This window comes from Mycobacterium hackensackense (genome assembly GCF_025822555.1).
Lineage (GTDB): Bacteria > Actinomycetota > Actinomycetes > Mycobacteriales > Mycobacteriaceae > Mycobacterium > Mycobacterium fluoranthenivorans.
Genome location: NZ_JACKUC010000029.1, coordinates 644,306 through 670,392, shown reverse-complemented (window position 1 = coordinate 670,392; position 26,087 = coordinate 644,306). Strand labels below are relative to the sequence as shown.

Genomic DNA, 26,087 nt, shown 5'->3' with positions numbered 1-26,087 from the left:
GTGCAAGAGGCGCAACGGACCCGCACCGGCCTGGCCATCCTGTGGCGCACCGTCACCCGTAACGCCCGCCTGCTGACCAGCGGGTCCCTGCTCATCTGCGGTCATCAGCTGTGTGAGGCCATGGTTCCGGTGCTCATCGGCGTGCTCATCGACCGCGCCGTGAAGCCCGGCGACGCCACGCAACTGCTGCTGTGGATCGGGGTACTCGCGGCGCTGTTCGTCGCACTGACCATCTGTTACCGGCTCGGCGCGCGGCACCTGATGCGGGCGATCGCCACCGAGGGACACCAACTGCGGGTCGACCTGGCCGCCCGGATCCTGCACCCGCAGCGACTGCGCACCACCCAGCGCACCGGTGAACTCCTGTCGATCGCCAGCACCGACGCCGACAACACCTCCTACCTGCTGGACTACATTCCGCGCATCGCCGGTGCGATCACCGCGATCGTGGTGTGCGCAACGGTATTGCTCACCATCGACATTCCGCTCGGCCTGGCCGTCCTGCTGGGTACGCCGGTCATCCTGTTCGTTCTGCACTTCGGCGGACCGGTGATCACCCGTCGGGTGGCCGACCAGCAGGAGCTCGCCGGTGAGGCCACCGCGATGTCGGCGGACCTCATCGCGGGGCTACGCCCCTTGCGTGGGATCGGCGCCGAGCAGGCGGCCGCGCAGCGCTACCGCACGGTGAGTCGCGACGCGCTCGCGGCCAGTATCCGCGCGGCCCGCACCCAAGGTGTCTATCTCGGCTTCTCCACGGCACTGAGTGCCCTGCTGGCCGTCGGGATCGCCGTGCTCGCAGGCTGGTTCGCGCTGCGCGGGGATATCACCGTCGGGCAACTGATCACCGTGATCGGGCTCGCACAATTCCTGCTGGAGCCGTTCGGCACCATGGCCGAGGTACCCAGCTGGATCGCGGAGGCGCGAGCCTCGGCCGAACGTGTCGGCTGGATCGAGGATGCGCCGCTCACACTGTCGCCCGGCGGTGGCACGCTGGGCGCCGGCCCGCATGAAATCGTCCTGGACGGGGTGCGGTACGGCACGCTGGAGGAAATCACGCTGTCCGTCGAGCCGGGCCAATTGGTCGGGGTGGTGACCACCCGGGCCAGCGACGCCGATGCGATTGTCGCAGTGCTGTCCGGTCAATTGGCGCGCGAGGACTATTCCGGTGAGATCCGGCTGGGCGGTACAGCCCTGGAAGAGCTCGATCTCGCCGAGGCCCGGCGGGTCCTGCTGGTCGAACCGCACAAAGCCGACCTGTTCACCGGATCGCTGCGCACCAACCTGGTCGTCGATGGCGCGGGCGCGCCGAGGCTGGAGAAGGCGCTGCAGGCGTCCAGCGCGGTCGACGTGATCGATGTGCACCACGACGGGCTCGATCACCGCGTCACCGAGCGCGGCTCCAGTCTGTCCGGCGGTCAGCGCCAGCGCCTCACGTTGGCACGTGCGCTGCTGCAGGCGGCGCCGGTGCTGGTGTTGCACGAACCCACCACGGCAGTCGATGCGGTGACGGAAAGTGCGGTGGCCCAGGGCATCGCCGACTTACGGCATGGCCCGGAGACGGGCGATTTCACCACCGTCATCGTGACGAGCAGTCCGGCCCTGCTGGCGGTGGCCGATCGTGTGGTGCTGGTCGACGGTGGGCGAGTGGTCGTCCAGGGAACCCACGAGAAACTGCTGGACCGCCCCGACTACACCTCGGCGGTGCTGCGATGAGTCGTTCTGGCGAGGAGCTCCAGGAGCAGCTGAGCGAATCCGAGGAAAAGCAGATCCTCCCCGTCGCGACCGGCCGCGAGACCTGGATCTGGCTGCGCCGTGAATTGCGTTCCCGCACCGCCGCATTGAGCGCCACCATCCTGGTCGGCATCTTGGCGGCCGCGGCCACGGTACTCCCGGTCTACGTACTCGGGGTACTCGTCGACCGGATCATCGACGGATCGCCGTCGTCGGTCATCGTCACCGTCGCGCTGGTACTCGGAGCTGCCGCACTGGTGGGCGGTGCCGCCACCGGATGGTCGAACTATCTGATCGGCCGGCTCGGCGCGGTCATGCTCGCCGATCTGCGGGAAACGGGAGTGAACCGCGCGCTGGCCCTGCCGAGCACGACCGTGGAACGAGTCGGGCGGGGCGACCTGCTGTCCCGGGTGAGCACGGATGTGGCGACCATCGCCAAAGCCGTGACGGACGTGTTCCCGACGATGTTCTCCGCGCTCATGCTGGCAGCGCTGACCTTGGTGTCGATGCTGGGCCTGGACTGGCGTCTCGCTCTGGCCGGCGCGGTCTCCATCCCGTTCTACCTGCTGGCGCTGCGCTGGTATCTGCCGCGCTCCGCGCCGCGATACGCACAGGAGCGTCGGGTGATCGCGGAGCGGTCGCAGGTGTTGATGGAGAGCATGCTGGGGGCTCCCACCGTGCACGCCTACCACGCCCACACCGTCCATCAGGACGGTATCGAGGATGCCTCGGCCCGGGTCCGGGATATCTCGATCGGCGTCTTCACGTTCTTCACCCGGTTCGTGGGACGGATCAATCGCGCCGAGTTCATCGGTCTTTCGGTGATCCTGGTGGCCGGCTACTGGCTGGTGCAGCACGGTTCGGTCACCGTCGGGCAGACCACCGCGGCGGCCCTGCTGTTCCACCGGCTCTTCGGACCGATCAGCATGCTGCTGTTCACCGTCGACGAGGCCCAGGACGCGGGGGCCAGTCTGGCCCGGCTGGTCGGCCTGGTCAGCATTCCGCGACCGCCGGCTGTCGAGCATCCGAGCCGTGCACCGCGAGATACCGCGCTGGATCTGACAGATCTCGAATTCAGCTATGACGGCGAGCATCCGGTCCTGCACGGCGTGACCGTGCGAGTGGCGCCCGGGCAGCGGGTGGCGCTGGTCGGGTCGACCGGTGCCGGCAAGTCGACCGTCGCCGGCATCGCCGCGGGAGTGCTCACCCCGCAACACGGCAGCGTGCGCATCGGCGGCACCCCGCTGACCGACCTCACCCCCGAGCAGCGGCGCAAGCATGTCGCGATCATCAGCCAGGACGTGCATGTGTTCGCGGGCACGCTGGCCGATGACCTTCGGCTGGCCAAGCCCGACGCCACCGACGCCGAAGTGCTTGCGGCACTGGATACCGTCGGCGCAGGGGACTGGGTCGCCGCGCTCGAAGACGGTGTGCGGACGGTGGTCGGCGAGGGTGGGCATGAGCTGACCTCGGCCCAGGCGCAACAACTGGCGCTGGCACGGCTGCTGCTTCTCGATCCGGCGGTCGCCATCCTGGATGAGGCCACCGCCGAGGCGGGCAGCCTGGGCGCACGCGACCTGGAACGCGCCGCGGCAGCCGTCACCGAGGGGCGTACCACACTCGTCGTCGCCCACCGTCTGACGCAGGCGGCCACCGCCGATCGGATCGTGGTGATGGCGCACGGCGACATCATCGAAGAGGGGACCCACGCCGAGCTGATCTCGGCGCAGGGTCGGTACGCCCAGCTGTGGCGTGCCTGGGCGGCGCACCACACGGATGCGGAGAGGACGGACGCGTGACCACGATCCCGGGTATCGACGACGGACTGACCCCCGATGACCGCCTGGACCTGTTGCGGCAGTGGAACAACGACACCTGGCCGGGGGCCACCACCACCGTGCCCGAGTTGTTCGCCCAACAGGCGCGTCTGACCCCGGATGCACTGGCCGTAGTGGCCGGTGACACCAGGCTGACGTATCGCGGCCTCGCGCTGCGCGCCTACCAGCTGGCCCATCGCCTTCGCGCCGCCGGCGTGACGCACGAGCAGGTGGTCGCGATCGCGGTCCCGCGCTCGCCCGAGATGGTGGTCGCGGTGGTCGCGATCCTCGCCGCCGGCGGTGCGTTCGTGCCCGTCGATCCCCAGTGGCCCGCCGAGCGTCGCAGTCAGGTGTTGGCAGACACGAAGGCCACGGCGGTACTCGTCGCGCCCGGCGGCGGGCGCGACGACGACCCCCATCCGATCGAACTCGATCTGGACAACTGGGCTTTCGAAGACCAGCCCGCCATCGCTCCGGTCGTGGACATCGATGACAGCCAACTGGCGTACGTCATCTTCACCTCGGGCTCCACCGGCAAGCCCAAGGGCGCGATGATCCGGCACGAAGCCATCTGCGAACGCCTCAACTGGCAGGCGCAGGAGATCCTGGGCTTCGGGCCCGGCGACGCGTCCCTGTTCAAAGCACCACTGTCCTTTGATATCTCGATCAACGAAGTGCTGCTGCCGCTGGTGTCCGGCGGCTACGTCGTGGTGGCCGACCCGGGCGGGGAACGGGATCCGCAGTACCTGCTCGATCTGATCGCCACCGAGAAGGTGACGTTCGTCTACCTGGTGTCCTCGATGCTCGATGTGCTGCTCGAGCTCGCCGACGGGACCACCCTGCTGTCCGGCCTCAAGCACGTCTGGTGCGGCGGTGAGGTGCTGACCCCGGCGCTGTTCGACCGCTTCCGGTCCCAGTTGTCCACGACGCTCTACCACGGTTACGGTCCCGCCGAGGCCACCATCGGTGTCTCCCATGTCATCTACCGCGACAAGGCCGAACGTATCGAGACCTCGATCGGACGGCCCAATCCGCACACCCAGCTCTACGTCCTCGACGACGACCTGCACCCGGTCCCGGTCGGGGAGGGCGGCGAACTCTACGCGGCGGGCTTCCTGCTGGGCCGCGGCTACGTCAACGCTCCCGGACTCACCGGTGCCCGGTTCATCGCGAACCCGTTCGCGCAGGACGGATCCCGTATGTACCGCACCGGCGACCTCGCGAGGTGGACCGCCGATGGAGTGCTCGAGTTCCTGGGCCGCGTCGACAACCAGGTCAAGATCCGCGGGATGCGGGTCGAACTCGAGGAAATCGAGGTCATCCTCGCCGCCCACCCGCAGGTGCGCCACGCCGCGGTGATTCTGCGTAAGACTCCCGCCGGCGGCGCACAGCTCACCGGTTACGCCCTGTCCACCACGGGTGCCGATCCCGACGAGCTGCGGGCCTGGTGCGCACAGAAGCTGCCCGAGCACATGGTGCCGAACTCGGTCATGGTCCTCGACGAATTCCCGGTGACCGCCAACGGGAAGATCGACCGGCGGGCGCTGCCCGAACCGGCTCTGGCCGCACCCGGCGCCGGCACACCGGTGACCGACCCACGCGTGCAGGCGATCTGCGATATCTACGCCGAACTGCTCGGCGTGCCGTCGGTCGGAGCCGACACCGACTTCTTCGCCCTCGGCGGCGACAGCATCGCCGCCATGGGACTGGTCAGCCGAGCCCGCCGGATGGGATTGCGCGTACGGCCCCGCGATGTCCTCACCCTGCGTACCCCGGCCGAACTCGCCGCCGCGGTCACCGATATCGCGGGACCCGCCGCGACACCGCTGGAGGGCACCGGTGAGATCGAGCCAACCCCGATCCTGGCCTGGCTGCACGAAATAGGCAACGGCACCGAGGGTTTCTTCCAGTCCGTCACCCTGCACACCCCGGTGGGGCTCACCCTGCCCACGTTGACCGCGATGCTCGACGCCCTGCTCGACTGCCACGACCTGTTGCGGGCACGGCTGGGTGCCGGCGCGGGATTGACCGTGCCACCTGCCGGCGCGGTGACCGCCGCGGAGGTGCTCACCCGTGTCGACGGATCCGCCGATATCGGGACCGAACGTGACCGTGCCGTCGCGCGGTTGGCTCCCGCGTCGGGCCGCATGCTGCAAGCGGTGTGGCTGGACGCCGGCGCGGGCCGTCCCGGTCGGCTGCTCCTGGTCATCCATCACACGGTGATCGACGGCGTGTCCCTGCGGGTACTCGCCGAGGATCTGGACTCGGCGTGGTCGGACGTCGCCGCCGGCCGCCCGATCACCATGGCCAAACCCGACACCACCTTCCGGACATGGTCGACCGAGCTGCGGGCCGCGTGCGCGCGGGGCGAGTTCGCCGCCGACGAGCAGTACTGGCTGCGAGCTGTGGCGGTCGACGATCCGCAGCTGGGTAGCCGTCCGCTGGACCCGGCCGTCGACACCGTCGCCACCGAGGCCAGGCTCACGGTGCGACTGGACGAGGACGTCACCGCGCGGCTGCTCGGTCCGGTGCCCGCCGCGATCCGGGGCGGGGTCAACGATGCACTAGTCACCGCACTGGCCGCCGCCGTGGCGTACTGGCGGGGCGACGCCGGTGGCGTGCTTCTCGAACTCGAGGGACACGGTCGGGAGAGCGACCACCTCGGCGCCGCAGGTGATCACCTCGACCTGTCCCGCACCGTGGGCTGGTTCACCACCTTGTTCCCCGTCCACGTTCACCCCGGTCCCGCAGGCTGGGCCGAGCTGATGACGGGCGGACCGGCGCTCGGCGCCGCGGTCAAGACCGTCAAGGACCAACTGCGTGCCGTGCCGCGCAACGGACTGAGTTACGGTGCGCTGCGCCACCTTTCCGGGCGCTCGGACCTTGCCGTCGCCCCGCAGATCCTGTTCAACTACCTCGGCCGGTTCACCGGTGCCGGTGAGCTGCCCTGGGCCCCGGCCGATACCGGCCACGACGCGGCGATCGGCGAGGACCGCGACCCGCGCATGCCGCTGCCGCGTGCCCTCGAGATCAATGCGATCGCGGTGGCGGCCGGCGACGGTGTGTGTCTGGAAGCCACCTTCAGCTGGCCTGCCGGTGTGCTCGACCGCGACCATGTCTCGCGGCTCGCGCGGTTGTGGACAGACGCGTTGACCGCCATCGCACACAGCTCCCACGTCGCCGGTCCCACACCGTCGGACTTTCCGCTGGTGACGCTCACCCAGGCCGACGTCGACGCGCTACCGGCGCCCGTGGTCGATGTGCTACCGCTGTCACCGCTGCAGGCCGGCATCTACTTCCACTCGACCTATGCCGACGCCGATCCCTATGTGGTGCAACAGATCATCTCCTATACCGGGCCGGTGGACCCGGTCCGGATGCGCCACGCCGCCGACGCCGTGATCGCGCGGCACCCGAACCTCGGCGCGGCCTTCCGCCCGCTGGCCGACGGCAGCCTGGTGGCCGTTCTCGGTGCCGCGCCCGCCGTGCGATGGAACTACCACGACCTGAGTGCGCCGGCGGGTGCGGACACCCGAACCCGCATCGACGAGATCGCCGAACAACAGCGCACCGAACCCTTCGACCTCGCCGCACCACCGCTCATGCGGTACACCCTGGTCCGTCTGGCGGCCGATCGGCACGTACTCATCCAGACGGTGCACCACATCATCGCCGACGGCTGGTCGGTACCGATCGTGCTGCGGGAACTGGCTGCCCTGCACGACAATCCCGATACCCACGCCCTGCCGGCGCCGGCCCGCTACCGCGACCACCTGGAGTGGCTGCACCGCAGCGCGCCGGCCGCGTCGCAGGCCGCGTGGCGCGCCGCGCTCGACGGTGTCGACGAGCCGACCCGCCTTGCCGACGCACTGCCGCCGCATGACCGCGGCGACACCGGATTCGGCAAGGTGAGCGCCGACATTCCGGCCGAGATCGCCGACGGGATCGCGGACTGGGCCACCGGACACGGCGTCACCGTCAGCGCGGTACTCGGCGCGGCGTGGGGTATCACCGTCGGCCGGCTGACCGGCCGCACCGATGTGCTCCACGGCAGCACCGTATCCGGTCGCGGCAGTGACGTTCCCGGCATCGACGATATGGTCGGGCTGCTGATCAACACGGTGCCCGCGCGCACCCGCTGGACACCGTCGGACAGCCTTGCGGCCGTGGTGCAGCGCCACGCTCAGGCACAGGCCGCCCTGTTCGAGCACCACCACGTGGCGCTGGCCGACATCCAGCACGCCGTCGGGGTGTCAGAACTCTTCGACACCCTGGTGGTCATCGAGAACTATCCCGCCGCCGACGACCGCACCGCCGCGATCCACGTGACCGGCATGGAAGTCATCGAGGCGCCGCACTATCCGCTGACCCTGATGCTCAAGCCGGGGAGGGATCTGCACGTCGCGCTGACCCATGACCGCGCGGTGCTCGACACGGCGACCGCCGAGCAGGTGCTGGCCCTCTTCCGCCGGACGCTGGCGGCCGTCATCACCGAGGGCGACACGACCCGGTGCAGCGACATCGACGTGCTCGATCCGGCCGGTCGCGATGAGGTGCTGCGCGCGGGCGCCGGTGCGCCCGCGCGTACCGGCACGGTCCCGGAACTCTTCGACAACCAGGTCCGCCGTACGCCCAGCACCGTCGCCGTCAGCGACACCGGTACGCGGCTGACCTACCGCGATCTCGACGACCGGTCGGCCGCCCTGGCCGGCGCCCTGGTGGCTGCGGGCGTGCGACGCGGTGACCTCGTCGCCGTGGCCACCAGCCGGACCACGTCGATGGCCACCGCCCTGCTGGCCGTGTTGCGAAGCGGCGCAGCCTATCTGCCCATCGACCCCGGGTATCCGTCGGCGCGGATCTCCTACATGCTCGACGACGCGCGACCCAAGATCGTGCTCACCGACGGCACGACGCTGCCCGACCACGGACTGCCGGTGGTGAGCACCGACGCCGTGGGCCGGCCATGGCGCGACACCGTCCTCGATCCGGATGACGCCGCATCGGTGGTCTACACCTCCGGCAGTACCGGGCGCCCGAAAGGCGTCGTCGGCACGCACGGCGCACTGACCAACCGGCTGTCGTGGGCCAGGACGGCGTGGTCCCGTGACCGCGACGATGTGCGCATCGCCAAGAGTTCCATGAGCTTCATCGACGGCACCACCGAATTGCTCGGCGCACTTGTCGCCGGGGCCACCACGGTCGTCGCCGATGACGCCACGGCCAAGGACGGTGCGGCGCTGGCCCGACTGGTCGACGACGTCGCTGCCACCCAACTGCTGGTGGTACCCAGTCTGGGCGCGGCGATGGCCGAGGTCGCGAGCAACAAGTTCGGGACCGTGGCGCGTTGGATCTGCAGCGGTGAACCGCTGGATGCGGCCACTGTCGCTGCACTGCAACAGGTGTCGCCAGAAGCCGAGATCGTCAACTCCTACGGTTCCTCCGAGGTCACCGGCGATGTGCTCGCCGCAGCGGTGACCGGGGCCGTCACGCTCGGCCGGCCGGTCCCGGGCTGCCGGATCTACCTGCTCGGACCGGACCTGTCGCCGGTGCAGCCCGGTGCCGTCGGCGAAATCTATGTGGGCGGAGTGCAGGTGGCCCGCGGGTACCTCGGTCAGCAGGCCGATACCGCCGCCCGGTTTGTCGCCGACCCGTTCAGCGCCGGCGGTGAGCGCCTCTACCGCACCGGCGATCTGGCGCGCTGGACGCCGGAGCGCACGGTCGAGTATCTCGGCCGCGCCGACAATCAGGTGAAGGTCAACGGGTTCCGCGTCGAACTCGGCGAGATCGAGACCGCCCTGGCCGGGCTGCCCGATATCGCCGAGGCGGTGGTCACCGCCCGCCGGCAACGTCTGGACGGGTATGTGGTCGCCCGCGCAGGATGCCAACCCGACCCTGAAACGGTCCGGGCTGCGCTCGCCGGCGTCCTGCCGGCCCACATGATTCCGGCCACCGTCACGGCGCTCGACGCGATCCCGTTGCTGCCCAATGGGAAACGGGACCGCTCGGCGTTGCCTGAGCCCGCGCGCACCGTTTCGCGCACGGCGCCGCGCACCGACCAAGAGAAACTGATCTGCGCGACCTTCGCCGAGGTACTGGGCACCGAGGACGCCGGAGCAGACGAGGATTTCTTCGCACTGGGCGGAGACAGTCTGCTGGCGCTACGCGTGGTCAACAGGCTGGCCGGGGCCGGACTGACGCTGGCCACCAGCGAGCTGTTCCGGCTGCGCACCGCACGTGCGCTGGCCACCGCGCTGGGCGCAGAAGCTCCCGCCGTCGCTGCGGTGACACCGCAAGCATGGCACGGACTTTCCGAGGACGAGCTGGCCCTGCTGACCGCGTCGAGCCCCGTCGAGGTGGCCGAGGTGTGGCCACTCTCGCCGCTGCAGGAAGGCGTGTACTACCAGTGCACCTACACCGACGACGTCAACACCTATCTGGCACAGAATGTCTTCGACTTCGACCATCGGCTCGACGTCGACGCCCTGCGGGTCGCATTCGGGGCCCTGCTGACCCGCCACGACAACCTGCGCGCCGGATTCACCAGCGATGACCTGCCGCGGCCCGTGCAATACGTGGGACGGTTCGTGCCCGCCACGGTCGCCGAGGTGGATCTGTCGAACCTGACCGCCGATGCCGCCGAAGCTCAGCTCGCCGTGGTGATGCGCACCGACAGCGAAACCCCCTTCGATCTGCGGATGCCACCACTGGTGCGCCTCACCGTCATCCGGCTGCCCGGCCGCGGTGACCGGCTGCTGTTGACCTGCCACTTCCTGCTGTGGGACGGCTGGTCGCGTGAGCTGGTCCTGCGGGAGTTGTTCGCGCTGTACAACTCCGGCGGCCTGCGTGGCGCGCTGCCCGCGGGTACCGCCACCTACGCCGACTACCTGCGGTGGGTGAGTGCGCAGGATCGCGCCGCCTCGACACGGGCGTGGTCGGAGGCGCTGGCCGGTCTCGACGAGCCGACCCTGGTCGCCCCGGCGGAGGGCACCGGTGCCGAACCGGTGATGCCGCAACGGGTCTACGGCGAACTGTCCGCGGAGCTCACCGCACTGCTCGAGCAGCACGCCCGTCGCACGCAGACCACGGCCAACACCGTGCTCACCACCGCGCTGGGCATCGTGCTCGGGTATGAGACCGGAAGCACCGACGTCGTCTTCGGCACGACGGTGGCCGGGCGCCCACCGGTGCTGCCCGGTATCGAGCATGTGATCGGACAGTTCCTCAACACCGTCCCGGTCCGGGTGGACATGGCGCCGACGTCGACGGTGACCGAGCTCCTGCGTGCGGTGGAGGATTTCCGGCTCGACCTGATGGCCCACGACTACCTCGGCCTCGGCGATATCACCCGCGCCACCGGTCAGCAGCAGCTCTTCGACAGCCTCTACGTGCTGCAGAATTTCCTGGACGATGACACCTTCACCGAGTTCGAACGCGAGCAGGGCATCGTCGGCGTCGACTTCGTCGACACCACGCACTACCCGTTGACCTGGGTGCTCACCCCGGGGGAACGGTTGCGTATCAAGCTGGAGTACCGGCCCGATGTGATCGATGCCGACACCGCGGCGGCGATGGTCGCCCGGCTCTGCCGCGCGGTGGAATTGCTGTTGACCCAGCCGGACTCCCAGGTCGGGTCGCTCGACCTGACGCTGGCCGCCGAACACGAAACACTGGTGAGGCAGTGGGGCAGTGTCGAACACGAGATCGGCGGGGAGACCATCGCCGATCTGCTGGCCGACCGTGCCGCGTCATGCCCGGAGGACATCGCGCTGGTCTTCGGTGCCCAGCGGCTCACCTACGCCGAACTCGACGAGCGGATCAACCGGCTGGCACGGCTGTTGATCGCGCATGGCGCCCGCCCGGAACAGGTGGTGGCACTGGCATTGCCCCGATCGGTGGACATGGTGGTGGCGCTGTTCGCGGTCCTGCGTACCGGGGCGGCCTATCTGCCGCTGGAGCGTGACTATCCGCTGGCCCGACTCACCGGCATGCTCGACGACGCGCACCCGGTGCTGCTGGTGTGCCCGGAATCGAGCACCGAACTCGCCGCGCACCAGACCCGCCTCGGCGGCACCGTCGTGAGCCCGGACAGCGCAGCGGTGGCGCAGGCACTGTCCCTGACATCTGGAATTGCGCTGTCCGACAGCGAACTCGGTGCCTTCGTGGGGGCGCGGCGGCTCGAGTACCCGGCCTACGTCATCTTCACCTCGGGCTCCACCGGACGCCCCAAGGGTGTGGTGACGCCCTACCGCGGCCTGACCAACATGCAGCTCAACCACCGGGCCGAGATCTTCGCACCGGCGATCGCCAAGGCCGGTGGCCGGCGGCTACGCGTCGCGCACACCGTGTCGTTCTCCTTCGACATGTCGTGGGAGGAGCTGCTGTGGCTCGTCGAGGGTCACGAGGTGCACATCTGCGATGAGGAGTTGCGCCGCGATGCCACCGCACTGGTGGCGTACTGCCACCAGCATCGGATCGACGTCATCAACGTCACCCCGAGCTATGCGCACCACCTCTTCGAAGAAGGCCTGCTGGGTGATCTCGTCCCGGGTTCTTCCCCCGTCGCTTCGCTCGCCCCGGGTTCTTCCCCCGTCGCTTCGCTCGCCCCGGGAAGCGGCCACGCGCCGACCCTGGTGTTGTTGGGTGGCGAAGCGGTGTCCGAGGAGGTGTGGAACCGCCTTCGGGACCGGCCGGACAGCACCGGTTACAACTTGTATGGCCCCACCGAGTACACGATCAACACCCTGGGCGGCGGCACCGACGACAGCGTCACCCCGACCGTGGGCCGGCCCATCTGGAACACCCGTGCCTATGTCCTGGACGCGTGGCTGCGCCCGGTACGCGACGGTGTGATCGGCGAGTTGTACATCGCCGGTGCGGGTTTGGCGCGGGGCTACTTGAACCGGGCCGGTCTGACCGCCGACCGCTTCGTCGCCGACCCGCACCTCCCGGGCGGCCGGATGTACCGCACCGGAGACCTGGTGGCCCGGCGCGCCGACGGCAGCGGCATCCTGGACTTCTTCGGCCGCAGCGACGATCAGGTGAAGATCCGCGGATACCGGGTGGAACTCGGCGAGGTGGCCGCGGCGCTGCAGACCCTGCCCGGGATCCGGCACGCCGTGGTGATCGCCCGACCGGCGGGCTCCACCAAACAGCTAGTCGGTTATGTGGTGCCCGAAACCGCTTCGGAGCACCGTGAACTGGCCGCCGAACTGCGCGCGGCACTGGCCCGGACGCTGCCCGACTACATGGTGCCCGCGCTGTACGGCGTGCTGGACACCGTCCCGCTCACCGTCAACGGCAAACTGGACACCAAGGCACTACCCGAACCCGTCACCCCGGCGGCCGGTGCCGCGCGCGCCCCGCGTGACGGGCGCGAAGTCCTGTTGGCCGGCATCTTCGCCGACGTCCTCGGGCTCCCCGAGGTCGGTATCGATGACGACTTCTTCACCCTCGGCGGGGACAGCATCTCGTCCATCGCGGTGTCCGGGAAGGCCCGCAAGGCCGGCCTGGCCCTCACCCCGCGGGATATCTTCCGGCGCCGCACGGTATCCGCATTGGCGGCATCCGTCACCGAGACCACCCCCGATGCCGTCGTCGCCGACAGCGGCGTGGGGCTGATCTCGGCGACGCCGATGCTGGCCGAAACCGCACAGTCCGGCACGCCGCTGGACAATTTCCACCAATCGATGGTGTTGGCCACCCCGGCCGGAATCACCGGCGAACAACTCGAACTCGTGCTCGGCACGGTGCTCGGGGCGCACGACATGCTGGGCGCCCGGCTGGACCGAACCGGCGACGGCTGGACCCTCACCGTGCCCGAGCGGGTGCTCCCGGTCGTGGTGACCCGCCGGGCCGGTGCACTCACGGCAGCCGATATCGATACCGTCGTGACCGCCGCGGCCGCCGAACTGGACCCCGCCGCCGCCACGATGGTGCGGGCGATCTGGTACCCGGGCACCGGGAAGGGCCAGGGCCAGCTGCTGCTCGTCATCCACCACCTGGTGATCGACGGAGTGTCCTGGCGCATCCTCACCGAGGACCTGACCCGTGCCTGGTCGGACGTGGCGGCCGGGCGTACCCCGGCCGCAGAGGACGTCCCGACCTCCTTCCGTACCTGGTCCGAAACCCTCTGTGCCGCAACGTTCACCGACGAGGTCGAGCACTGGAACCGGGTGCTGGACACCCCGGATCCCGATCTGGGCCACCGCCCCCTCGACCCGGCCGTGGACATCGCGGAAACGGTGATCAGCCATACCGTCTCGCTGCCCGCGCAGATCAGCGCGGCACTGTTGACCAGTGTGCCCGCCGCCATGTACGGCGGTGTCAACGATGTACTGCTGACCGGTCTGGGTCTGGCCGTGGCCCAGTGGCGAGCCGACCGCGGCCACGGCGACACCACGGCCACCGTGCTGAGCCTGGAAGGGCACGGCCGCGAGTCCGATCTCGTGCCGGGCCGGCTGGACCTGTCCCGCACCGTCGGCTGGTTCACCTCCATCTACCCGGTGGCGGTCGACCCCGGCGCGGTATCCTGGGCGGACGTGCTGGCCGCCGGTGCACCGCTGGCGGCGGCGGCCAGGGCCGTCAAAGAACAACTGCGCGCGGTACCCCATCGCGGCTTGGGCTACGGCGTGCTGCGCTATCTCGACCCGTCGGCACCGATCAGCGGTGCCGCACCCCAGATCCTGTTCAACTACCTCGGCCGGTTCGCCGGGGGAGCGGGCCGCGACTGGGAGCCCGTCGACGAGATCGGTGCGTTGCGCGAGGGCGTCGATGACACCAATCCGGCGATGCCCCTGGAGATCAACGCCCTGGCCGAGGATCGGGCCGACGGCACGGTGCTGACCATGACACTGTCCTGGCCCGCCGGGTTGATCGACCCCGCAGACATCCACGAACTGGCCGAAATGTGGTCGCAAGCGTTGGGCGCCCTGACCCGTTGTGCGGCCCTGAGCGGGCACACCCCGTCTGACTTCGGCCTGATCACCGTCAGCCAGGACGACCTGGACGACTGGGCGCACCTCGGCGAGATCGAGGACGTCCTCCCGCTGCTGCCGCTGCAGGAGGGCATGTACTTCCACAGCGCCTACACCGATGCGGCCTCGGGTGACACGGACACCTACCGCGTGCAACAGATCGCCGAGATCAGCGGACCCGTCGATGTGGAGACGCTGCGCGCCGGCGTGATCGCGACCGTGCGCCGCCACCAGGCACTGCGCGCCGCATTCCGCGAGATGCGGGACGGCCGGATCGCGCAGGTCATCTGGGCGGATGCCGCGGTCGAGTTCACCGCCACCCGCGGTGATGTGATTCGTATCGCCGAACAGCAACTGGCGCGGCCCTTCGTGCTGTCGGACGCGCCGCTGGTGCGCTACACCCTGGTATCGCTCAGCGATACCGAGCACCGGCTGATTCAGACGATGCACCACATCGTCGCCGACGGCTGGTCCTACCCGGTGATCTTCGGCGATATCGTCGCCCACTACAACGCGGGCCTCGGCGCGGCCACCGGGTTGCCCCCGGTGATCGCCACGCTGCGCGACCACGTCGACGCGGTCACGGCCGGGGGACAGCACCACGCGGCCTCCCGCGCGGCCTGGTCGACGGCGCTCGCCGGGGCCGAGCCCACCATCCTGTTCACCGCCGACCGGGACACCATCGGCGCACACCGCAGTGTCGTGCGCCGACTGTCACCGGAACTGACCGCCGCGCTCACCGCCACCGCCCGGCAGCGGGGTGTCACCGCGAGCACCGTGCTGCACGGTGCGTGGGGCCTGCTGCTCGGCCGGCTGCTGGACCGCACCCGGGTGGTCTTCGGATCCACGGTGTCCGGTCGCGGGGGAGAACTGGCCGGCACCGATTCCCTTGTCGGACTGCTCATCAACACCTTGCCGGTACCCATGAGCTGGCAGCACGACACCCCGATCGGCACCGTCATGGCACAGCTGCAGGAGCAGCAGAGCGCCCTGCTCGACGCCCAACAACTGGGGCTGGCCGAACTTGCCAGGCTGGCCGGGGTACGCGAATTCTTCGACACCATGGTGGTGGTCGAGAACTTCCCGGCCACCGCCACCGACACGCCCGACGATCCGCGGGCGCTGACCTTCCACCGGTTCACCGGCACCGACGCCCCGCACTATCCGCTGTCCTTCGTGGCCTATCTCGACGAGCGGCTGGGCATCGAGATCAAATACGACGCCGACGTGGTGACCGAGGCGCAGGCAGCGCGGTACGCCGAACGCGTCGAACACCTCCTGGCCGCCTTCACCGAGGACCCCGACGCCCCGGTCGCCGCCGTGGACCTGCGCACCGAGGCCGAACGCGCCAGGGTCGCCGCCGACGTGGCCCGTTCCGGTCCGGACCGCACCCTCGTCGACACCTTCGCCGAGGTGGTCCGCCGAGCGCCGGACGCCGTCGCCGTCAGTTGCGGTTCCGAGCGGCTCACCTACGCCGACCTCGACGCGCGATCCTCGGCCGTCGCCGCGGCCCTGAACGAGGCCGGCGTCGCACCGGAATCCTGTGTTGCCGTTGCACTTCCACGCTCGGTTGACCTGATCGTCGGTCTGCTCGCGGTACTCAAAGCGGGCGGCGCCTACGTCCCGTTGGACATCGACTCACCGGCCGCGCGACTTCAGCACATCGTCACCGACTCCGCCCCCGTCTGCGTCCTGACGGATGTGCCGGACCGGGTGCCCACCGGATCGGCCCGGACGGTGCTGCTCGCCGACGCCGCCCGCCACACCGGACCGGCCCCGCGCACCCGGGTCGACGCCGATCACCCCGCCTACCTCATCTACACCTCCGGTTCCACCGGTGTGCCCAAGGGCGTGGCCGTCGCGCACCGTCAGGTGGCCGCGCTGTTCGACGGGGCCGCAACGCTGTTCGACTTCGGCCCGTCGGACGTGTGGACCATGTTCCATTCCGCGGCCTTCGATTTCTCGGTATGGGAACTGTGGGGCGCCCTGCTGAACGGCGGGCGGCTGGTGATCGTCGAGCAGGCCGTGGCCCGGGACCCGGACCGCTTCGTCGACCTGCTCACCGACGAGGGCGTGACGGTGCTCAATCAGACGCCGTCGGCGTTCTACCCCCTGATCGAAGCCGACCGGCGCCGCCGGCCGGCGTTGTCGCTGCGCTATGTGATCTTCGGTGGGGAAGCCCTGGACACCTCCCGGCTGTCGGGCTGGTATGACCGGCATCCCAGCGATGCACCGCAGCTGGTCAATATGTACGGCATCACCGAGACCTGCGTGCACGTCTCGTTCCGGCCGCTGTCCGCGATTGATACGGGTGCGCCCCAGAGTGTGATCGGCGGGCCGATTCCCGGCCTGCAGATCCATCTGTTGGATGGTGCCCTGCAGCCGGTACCCACCGGTGTGGTCGGCGAAATGTACATCGCCGGTGGGCAATTGGCCCGGGGCTACGCAGGCCGGCCCGGGCTGACCGCGGCGCGTTTCGTGGCCAACCCGTTCGGTGGCGAGCGGCTGTACCGCAGCGGCGACACCGCGATGTGGACCGAAGCCGGTGAACTGGTCTACATAGGACGCTCCGACCAGCAGGTCAAGGTGCGTGGCTACCGCATCGAACTGGGTGAGGTGGAGTCCGCGTTGGCGGCCCTGCCCGGGATCACCAACGCGGCGGCCGCCGTGCACACCGATGCGGCCGGCCGGGCCCGGCTGCTCGGATACCTGGTGGGCCCCGCCGAGATCGATATCGCCGCCGCGCGTGACGAACTCGCCACCCGGCTGCCCGGATACATGGTGCCCTCGGCGCTGATCGCGCTCGATGCCCTGCCGCTGACGGTCAACGGGAAACTGGACCGCGCCGCGCTGCCGGCGCCATCCGAACCGGCGCAGCGGGACGCGCAGGTCCCGGCCGCCGACGGCACCGCCGGGGTGCTCGCGGCATTGTGCACCGAGATCCTGGGCACCGCCGTCGGTGTCGACGATGATTTCTTCAGTATGGGCGGTGACAGCATCGTTGCCATCCAGTTGGTGAACCGCGCACGCCGGCAGGGGGTGCGGATCACGCCCCAGCAGGTGTTCACCGCGCGCACGCCGGCCGGCCTCGCCGAGGCGGCCGGAGCGCGGGCGCCGCAGCCCGCGGGTTCCGACGATGCGGGGCCCGACCTCGGCGAGGTCATGCTGACCCCGATCGTGCAACGGCTCGCCGAGCTCGGCGGCACCGTATCGCGGTTCAATCAGAGTGAACTGGTGCGTACACCCGCCGGCGCCACCCACCGGCAACTCGAAACGGTGGTCAACGCCCTGGTGTCTCGCCACGACGCGTTGCGGCTGCGTCTGCACCGCCCGGCGCCGATGCTGTGGTCTCTGGAAACCATGGCGGGCCAAGCCGTTCCGGTACGGCATGTCGACGCCACGGCATACGGGGACGAGGAGCTGCGTGGACTGCTCGGCGCGGAGTCCGACGCCGCCGCCGACCGATTGGACCCTGACACCGGGGTCGTGGTGCAGGCCGTCTGGTTCGATTTCGGCGCCGATCGCCAGGGCCGGCTGCTGCTGGTGGCCCACCACCTCGCCGTCGACGCGGTGTCATGGCGCATCCTCATCGACGATCTCGGCGAATGCTGGAATCAGATTCAGCACGGCAGTCCGATCGTTCTCGATCCGGTGCCGACCTCGCTGCGTACCTACGCCCGGGCGGTCAACGAGAACGCCCAGCAGGCAGCCCGATTGGCCGAGTTCGACCACTGGACCGCCACCCTGGCACCCGGCGGCGAACTCGACCCGCAGGCCGGCACGGTGGCACTCAGCGTCGGGTCGACCCGCGATCACGAGATCCGGCTGACCGCCGCCGAGTCGCTGCCGCTGGTGACCACCGTGCCCGCCGCGGCGAACGCGGATGTCAACGAAACCCTGATCGCTGCCCTGCACATCGCGGTGCAACGCTGGCGTGGGACGGCTGCGCCCCTGGTGCTCGACCTGGAGCGGCACGGCCGCGACGGATGGAGCGAAGAACTCGACCTGTCCCGTACGGTCGGATGGTTCACCGCCATCGCGCCGGTCAGGCTGGAACCTGTCGACGGTGCGACGCTCATCGACGTCCTCAAGGACGTCAAGGAACGACTCCGCGCCGTCCCCGGCCACGGGCTGGGCTTCGGCCAGCTGCGCTACTGCAACCCGCGCACCTCTGCGGTGCTGAGCCGGCTGGCCACACCGCAGGTGTTGTTCAACTACCTGGGACGGTGGGCGTCGGACTCCGACGGTGACTGGGCTTCGGCGCCTGAGGTCGATGCCCTGCGCGTCTCGCCCAACCCCGATCTGGGCACGCCGTACCTGCTGGAGATCAACGTCATCTGCGATGAGACGCGGGACGGACTGCGGCTACGCGCCACGCTGACCTATCCCGACGGTGAGTTCGACGAAGATGCGGTCACCGACTTGGCCGACCACTGGGTCGCGGTACTTCGCGAGTTCGCCGAAAGTACGACCGGCACCGCGGGAGCGCTGACACCGTCGGATCTGCCCCTGGTCGACCTGACCCAGCAGCAGATCGATCGGATCACCGAAAGCACCGCGATACAGACGATCTGGCCGCTGTCGCCGTTGCAGGAGGGCGTCTATTTCCAGGCGCGCTACTCCGATGCCGCCGTGTACATCGTGCAGAACGTGTTCGACTTCGCCGACCCGGTGGACACCGCCGCCCTGGGCACCGCGTTCGCCGCCGTGATGCGCCGCAACCCGGTGCTGCGATCGGGATTCCGGGCTGATGACCTGGCGCAACCGGTGGCCGTCATCGCCGAAAGCCCGCTCTGTGAACCGGAAGTCATCGACCTCTCGGCCTTGACCGCCGCGCAGGCGCAGGACCGGATCGAGGAGATCACCGCCGCGGACCGGCTGCGTACCTTCGACATCGCCGAGCCGCCGCTGGCCCGGTTCACCGTCGTCCGCACCGCGGGCATCGACCGGCTGATCTTCAGCTACCACTTCCTGCTGCTGGACGGCTGGTCGCGCGAGCAGCTGCTGCGTGAACTGTTCGCCGAGTACGCGGCCGCCAAACACGGTGCGCCGTCGGTGAATCTGCCCGAGCCGGTGGCACAGTTCACCGATTACCTCAGGTGGCTGGCCGGACAGGATCGCGACGAATCCGGCAGACAGTGGGCACGCGCCCTCGCCGATCTGCCGGCGCCCACCCTGCTGGTTCCCGACGCGGTCGGCACTGCGCCCACACTGGCGCTGCGGCTGGACTTCTTCCTCACCGAGGAGCAGACCGCCCGGCTCACCCAGGCCGCGCGGGACTGCGGTGTCACGCTCAACGCGCTCATCAGTACCGCGCTCGCGTTGGTCCTGGCCTACGAGACCGGTGCCGAGGACGTTGTCTTCGGTTCCACCGTGGCCGGGCGGCCCACCGATATCGACGGGATCGACACGGTGATCGGGCTTTTCCTCAACACCGTGCCGACCCGGGTGCGGCTGCGGCCGCAGACGACGATCGCCGACGCCATGCGCGCGGTGCAGACCGACCGCCTGCGGTTGATGGATCATGAATACCTCGGGCTGGGAGACATCCAGCGCGCGGCCGGGATTCAAGGCGCCCTGTTCGACAGCCTCTACGTGCTGCAGAACTTCCTGGACGACGACACCTTCACCGATATGGAGGCCGAGTACGGCATCGTCGGTCACGACTCCGTCGACGCCTCGCACTATCCGTTGACCTGGGTGGCCTCACCCGGGCGCCGGTTGTGGATGAAGCTGGAGTACCGGCCCGACGTGGTGGACCGCGCGCACGCGCAGCGTCTGCTGGACCGGCTGCGGCAGGTCCTGATTCACCTGGAACCCGAAAACACCCTGGCCGCAGCGGATCTGGTTCTCCCGCAGGAGTCCGGTGCCCTTAGCGCCCGCGGCGACGCGACTCGGCACCCCCTGCCCGCGACGACGGTGGTGGACCTGCTGGCCGAGCGCAGCGAAGCCGCGAGCGATCTCACCGCCTTGGTCTGCGGTGCCGAGAGCATCGACTACCGACAGCTCGACGCCCGGCTGAACCGGATGGCCGGATTGCTGCGGGCCCGCGGGATCGGACCGGATACCACGGTCGCGCTGGCCATCCCGCGATCCATCACCGCCGTGGTGGCGCTGTTCGCGGTGTTGCGGTCCGGTGCGGCCTACCTGCCGCTGGAGCTGGACTATCCGGACGACCGGCTGGCCGTCATGCTCGCCGACGGTGCGCCGGCCTGTGTCGTGACCACCCGCGAGGTGGCCGGCCGGATCGGCGCGGTCGCCCCGGCGACCTGCCCGGTGCTCATCCTCGACGACGCCGACACCGCAGCCGAACTCGCTGCGGCACCGTCGGTGTGGGACGGTCACCGCCCGGGCCTGGACGATCCCGCCTACGTCATCTACACCTCCGGTTCCACCGGTAAACCGAAGGGTGTGCTCACCCCGCACCGCGGGCTGACCAACATGCACCTGAACCACCGCGAGGCCATCTTCGCGCCCGCCATCGCCAGGGCCGGCGGGCGGCGCCTGTGCATCGCCCATACCGTGTCGTTCTCCTTCGACATGTCGTGGGAGGAGCTGCTGTGGCTGATCGAGGGTCACGAGGTGCACATCTGCGATGAGGAGTTACGCCGCGACGCCACCGCACTGGTGGCCTACTGCCACCAGCATCGGATCGACGTCATCAACGTCACCCCGACCTATGCGCAGCTGCTCTTCGAACAGGGCCTGCTCGACGGGGCCGGCGGGCACGCACCCGTGCTGGTACTGCTCGGCGGTGAGGCTGTCTCGGCCACCGTGTGGAACCGGTTGCGCGACAGCGACACCAGCTACGGCTACAACCTGTACGGGCCCACCGAATACACCATCAACACCCTCGGCGGCGGCACCGACGACAGTGCGACCCCCACGGTCGGCACGCCGATCTGGAACACCCGCGGCTACATCCTGGACGCCTGGCTGCGGCCGGTGCCGGACGGGACGCCGGGTGAGTTGTACATCGCCGGGGCCGGGCTGGCCCGCGGGTACCTGCGTCAGCCGGCCCTGAGCGCGAGCCGGTTCGTCGCCAACCCGTTCCAGGTCGCCGGCGACGAGGACGCCCGGATGTACCGGACCGGTGACCTGGTGGTCCGCCGTGCCGACGGCAACCTGGACTTCCTGGGCCGCACCGACGATCAGGTCAAGATCCGCGGCTACCGGGTGGAACTCGGGGATATCGAGGCCGCGCTCACCGCGCACCCGGAGGTCACGCAGGCCGCCGTCATCGCGCGGCCGGACCCGAACACCTCCGGCTCACACCGGTTGATCGGCTATCTCGTTCCGGCCGCCGGTCATGATCCGGACCTGATCCGACGGGTGCGCAGCCACCTCAAGGCCGGGCTGCCCGGTTATATGGTGCCCTCGGCGATGGCAGTGCTCGACGCCTTGCCGATGACCGACAACGGCAAGCTCGACACCCGCGCCCTGCCCGAGGTCGAGCACCGGCAGGCCGCGAGCCGACCGCCGCAGACGGCGACGGAGGAGACGTTGTGCGCGCTGTATGCCGAGGTGCTGGGCCTCGACCGGGTGGGCGCCGATGACGATTTCTTCGACCTGGGCGGACATTCTCTGGTCAGCATCCGGCTGATCAACCGGGTGCGCGCGGCCCTGGGCGTCGAGATGTCCCTCCGGGATGTCTTCGACGCACCCACCGTCGCCGAACTCGCGGCACATCTGGACGGCCGGCCCCGAGTGATCCCACGTCCCGACCTGACCGCGATGCCGCGGCCCGAACGGATTCCGGCGTCACCGGCTCAGCAGCGGCTGCTCGTGCTGGACAGACTCGGTGGGATCAGCGAAAAAGGTTCTGTCGCCTACAACTACCCGCTGGTCTTCCGCGTGCAGGGGGAGTTGCGGCTCGACGCCCTCGACGACGCGCTGGCCGATGTGCTGGCCCGCCACGAGTCGCTGCGCACCGTGTTCACCGAACACGACGGGCGCTACTTCCAACACATCCTGGCGGCCGGCACGCGGGCACCCCTCGAGGTGATCGATTGTGCGGCAACCGCCATCGACGGTCGAATCGCCGCTGCGGTGGCACGCCCGTTCGACCTGAGCGCCGAAATCCCGCTGCGGGTCACCGTGCTGCGAACCGGACCGCAGGACCACACCGTGGTGGTGCTGCTGCACCATATCGCCACCGACGAATGGTCCGACGGCCCGTTCATCGCGGACCTCAACCGCGCCTACGCCGCCAGGCGCGGCGACGCCCCCGCCCCGCTGCCCGACCTGCCGGTGCAGTACGCCGATTACACGTTGTGGCAGCGGGAACTGCTGGAGCTGGTCGGCCCCCGGCAGCGCGAGTTCTGGCGCGCCACGCTCAGCGGCGCACCCGATGAGCTGACCCTGCCGACCGATCGGCCCCGGCCGGTACACCCCAGCGGGGCCGGCGGTGTCACGTATTACGACATTCCGGCGGAAACCGCTGCGGCGCTGCGCAATCTGGCGGCACGGTATCAGGTCAGCCCACTGATGGTGCTGCACGCCGGTGTCGCCGCGCTGCTGCACCGCCTCGGCGCCGGCGACGATATCGTCGTCGGCACACCGGTGGCCGGCCGTGACGAAGCCGCACTGAACGAGGTGATCGGTTTCTTCGTCAACACGCTGGTGTTGCGGGCCGATATCTCGGGCAATCCGACCTTCGAGGAACTGCTGGCCCGGGTCCGCACCGCCGATCTGGCCGCCTTCGCGCATCAGGAGCTGCCCTTCGATCAGCTCGTCGAGATGCTCAATCCGCCTCGGGTGGCGGGCCGGAACCCGTTGTTCAACGTGTTCGTCGGATACCACCTGCGCGACGGTGGCAGCACCGAGATGTTCGGGCTGCCGACCCGGTGGAGCGAACCGGAGGTGGCGGCCGCCATGTTCGACCTCGGGTTCACCCTGATCGACGACCGGGCCGACGGCGGCGCCACGATCATGGCCGAGTACAGCGCGGACCTGTTTGACGCCTCGTCGGTCCGCACCCTGGCGGGCCGACTGGTCGCCGCCCTCGGACAGTTCGCGCAGGACACCGGTCTTGCGGTGGGCGAGGTCGATCTGCTCGACGACGACGAACGCGCAACGCTGGCGGCCCGGAACGCCACCGACCGCGCGCTCGCCCAGATCGGGTTGGGCGGATTGGTGTCCCGGCAGGCCGCAGTGACCCCCGATGCCGTCGCCGTTCGGTTCGAGGGTGAGGACCTGAGCTACGCGGAGCTGGATGCCTGGTCGGACCGCTTGGCCGCCACCCTGGATGTGGGGGCGGACAGTATCGTCGGGGTGTCACTGCCACGGTCGGTGGAACTGATCGTCGCCTTGGTGGCGGTGGCCAAGTCGGGTGCGTCCTATCTGGCGCTGGATCCGGACTACCCGCCGGATCGGTTGCAGTACATGGTCGCGGATGCGCAGCCGGCCGTCGTGCTCGCCAACCCCGCGGTGATCCGTCTCGTGCGCACCGAACCGGCGCGCCCGCCGCTACCCGAGATCGACCCGGCGGCATGGGCATACGTGCTCTACACGTCCGGATCCACGGGCCGGCCCAAGGGCGTGGCCGTCACGCATGCCGGCATCGTGAACCGGATCGCCTGGCTGCAGGACGCCTATGCGCTCACGGATCAGGATCGGATGCTGGTGAAGACACCGATCAGCTTCGACACCTCGGTGTGGGAGGTGTTCTGGCCGCTCAGCGTGGGCGCCACGCTGGTGGTCGCCAGGCCCGGCGGTCATCGGGACCCCGCTTACCTTGCGGAAACCATTGTCGCCCAACGTGTCACGGCGGTCGACTTCGTTCCGTCGATGCTGGAGCTGTTCCTGGACGAGCCGCGCTCGGCGCTGTGCCGGTCACTGACCCGGGTGACGGTCGGTGGCGAGGCGCTCACCGATGACCTGGCCGCCCGGTTCGGCGCCGCCCTGGGGGTGCCGTTGCACAATCTCTACGGTCCGACGGAGGCGGCCGTCGACGTCCTGGGCTGGACCGCCGACGGTGGCGCGGTGGCCCTCGGCGTTCCCGGCTGGAATGTGCGCGCCCACGTACTCGACGGCTACCTCAACCCGGTCCCGGACGGCGCGCCGGGAGAGCTGTACCTGGCCGGTGTGCAGTTGGCGGACGGGTATCTGCACCGCCCCGGCCTGACCGCACAACGCTTCGTCGCCGACCCGTTCGGCACCGGCGCTCGGCTGTACCGCACCGGTGACGTGGTGCGCTGGCGCGGCGACGGTCAGCTCGAGTATCTGGGCCGCAGCGACGATCAGATCAAGCTGCGCGGGGTACGCATCGAACCCGCCGAGATCGAGACGGTGCTGGCCGCTCATCCCGGGGTGGCCTCGGCGCGGGTGGTGGTTCGCCACGACCGGCTGGTGGCGTACTACCTGCGGGCCGCCATGTCGACCCCGGACGCGCTGCGCGAACACGCCGTCGCCGCCCTGCCGATCCACATGGTGCCCTCGGCATTCGTGGAACTGACCGAGTTCCCGTTGACCCCCAGCGGCAAGCTGGACCGCAATGCGCTGCCCGATCCGCAGATCACCGCGGGCACCGGACGGCCGCCGCAGACACCGGAACAACACCGGCTCTGCGCACTGTTCGCCGATGTCCTCGGCGGCGCAATCACCACCATCGACGACGACTTCTTCGCGCTCGGCGGGCATTCGCTGCTGCTGGTGCGTCTGGCGGCTGCGATCCGGCGCGAGTTCGGCGTCGACGTTGCGGTGGCGGACCTGATGGTGAGCCCGACCGTGGCCGATATCGCGCCGCTGCTGCGCGGCGACGCGGACCGTGGCTCGGCCGGCCTGGCGGCGGTGCTGCCCCTGCGCGCGAACGGATCAGAGCCGCCGCTGTTCTGTGTGCATCCGGCCAGCGGTCTGAGCTGGCAGTTCGCCGGACTGAAACGGTATGTGCCGGAAAGCATTCCCCTCTACGGACTGCAGTCCCCACTGTTCTCCACCGGCCGGTTGCCCGGCACCATCGCCGAACTCGCCAGTGATTACGCCGATTCGGTGGAGCGGGTGGCGCCGAACGGGCCGGTCCGGTTGCTCGGCTGGTCGTTCGGCGGTTCGATGGCGCTCCTGGTCGCCGGTGAGCTGCACCGCCGGGGCCGCGAGGTCGGCTTCGTCGGCATGCTCGATGCGCGTACCGACGTCACCCCGGACACCGCCTTCGATGCCGACGCCGTGTTGGGCAGCCTGTTGCGTGAGATGGGCTTCGCCGTCGCACCCGGTGTGCGGCTGACGGTGGCCGATGCGGTGACGCTGGTACGCGAGAGCGGTGATGCCATCGCGATGCTCGACGACACCCGGATCGCGCAGGTGATCGAGAACTACGTCGCCGCAGAGCGTTTCACTGCCGGAGCCGACTACGGCCGGTTCGACGGCGACGTGTTCTTCGTGGACGCCGCCATCCTTGAGATGGACTTGCACGGCATCGCGTCACACGGGTGGCGAGCGCACGTCGGCGGCCAGTTGGAGGTGGTGTCGCTGAACTGCCGGCATTCCGAGCTGATGGACGCCGACACCCTGGACCATCTCGGTCCGCTGATCGCGGCGCGACTGCACGGCGATCGGGACGTGTGACAAT

General features: G+C 69.6%; 3 protein-coding genes. All 3 read left to right on the top strand.

The features are described 5' to 3' along the window. The 3 genes from H7J86_RS06220 to H7J86_RS06210 are packed head-to-tail and all read left to right on the top strand — an operon-like array spanning nucleotide 1 to nucleotide 26,083. Entirely contained in the window at nucleotides 1–1,713 is a 1,713-nt protein-coding gene (locus tag H7J86_RS06220; RefSeq protein ID WP_267289935.1) for an ABC transporter ATP-binding protein, read from the top strand. Next, nucleotides 1,710–3,530 carry an ABC transporter ATP-binding protein gene (locus H7J86_RS06215; RefSeq protein ID WP_267289933.1) on the top strand — a complete coding sequence of 607 codons (1,821 nt, stop codon included), beginning with the start codon at nucleotides 1,710–1,712 and terminating at the stop codon, nucleotides 3,528–3,530. Before H7J86_RS06220 ends, H7J86_RS06215 begins: the two co-directional genes overlap by 4 nt. After that, the gene (locus H7J86_RS06210) at nucleotides 3,527–26,083 is read left to right on the top strand and encodes a non-ribosomal peptide synthase/polyketide synthase (RefSeq protein WP_267289931.1); all 22,557 of its coding nucleotides are present in this window, start codon (nucleotides 3,527–3,529) and stop codon (nucleotides 26,081–26,083) included. Before H7J86_RS06215 ends, H7J86_RS06210 begins: the two co-directional genes overlap by 4 nt. Nucleotides 26,084–26,087: the final 4 nt, after the last annotated feature.

Bases quoted from the DNA above. Each gene is read 5' to 3' on its own strand.
- H7J86_RS06215 (WP_267289933.1), top strand. From the start codon at position 1,710: ATGAGTCGTTCTGGCGAGGAGCTCCAGGAGCAGCTGAGCGAATCCGAG.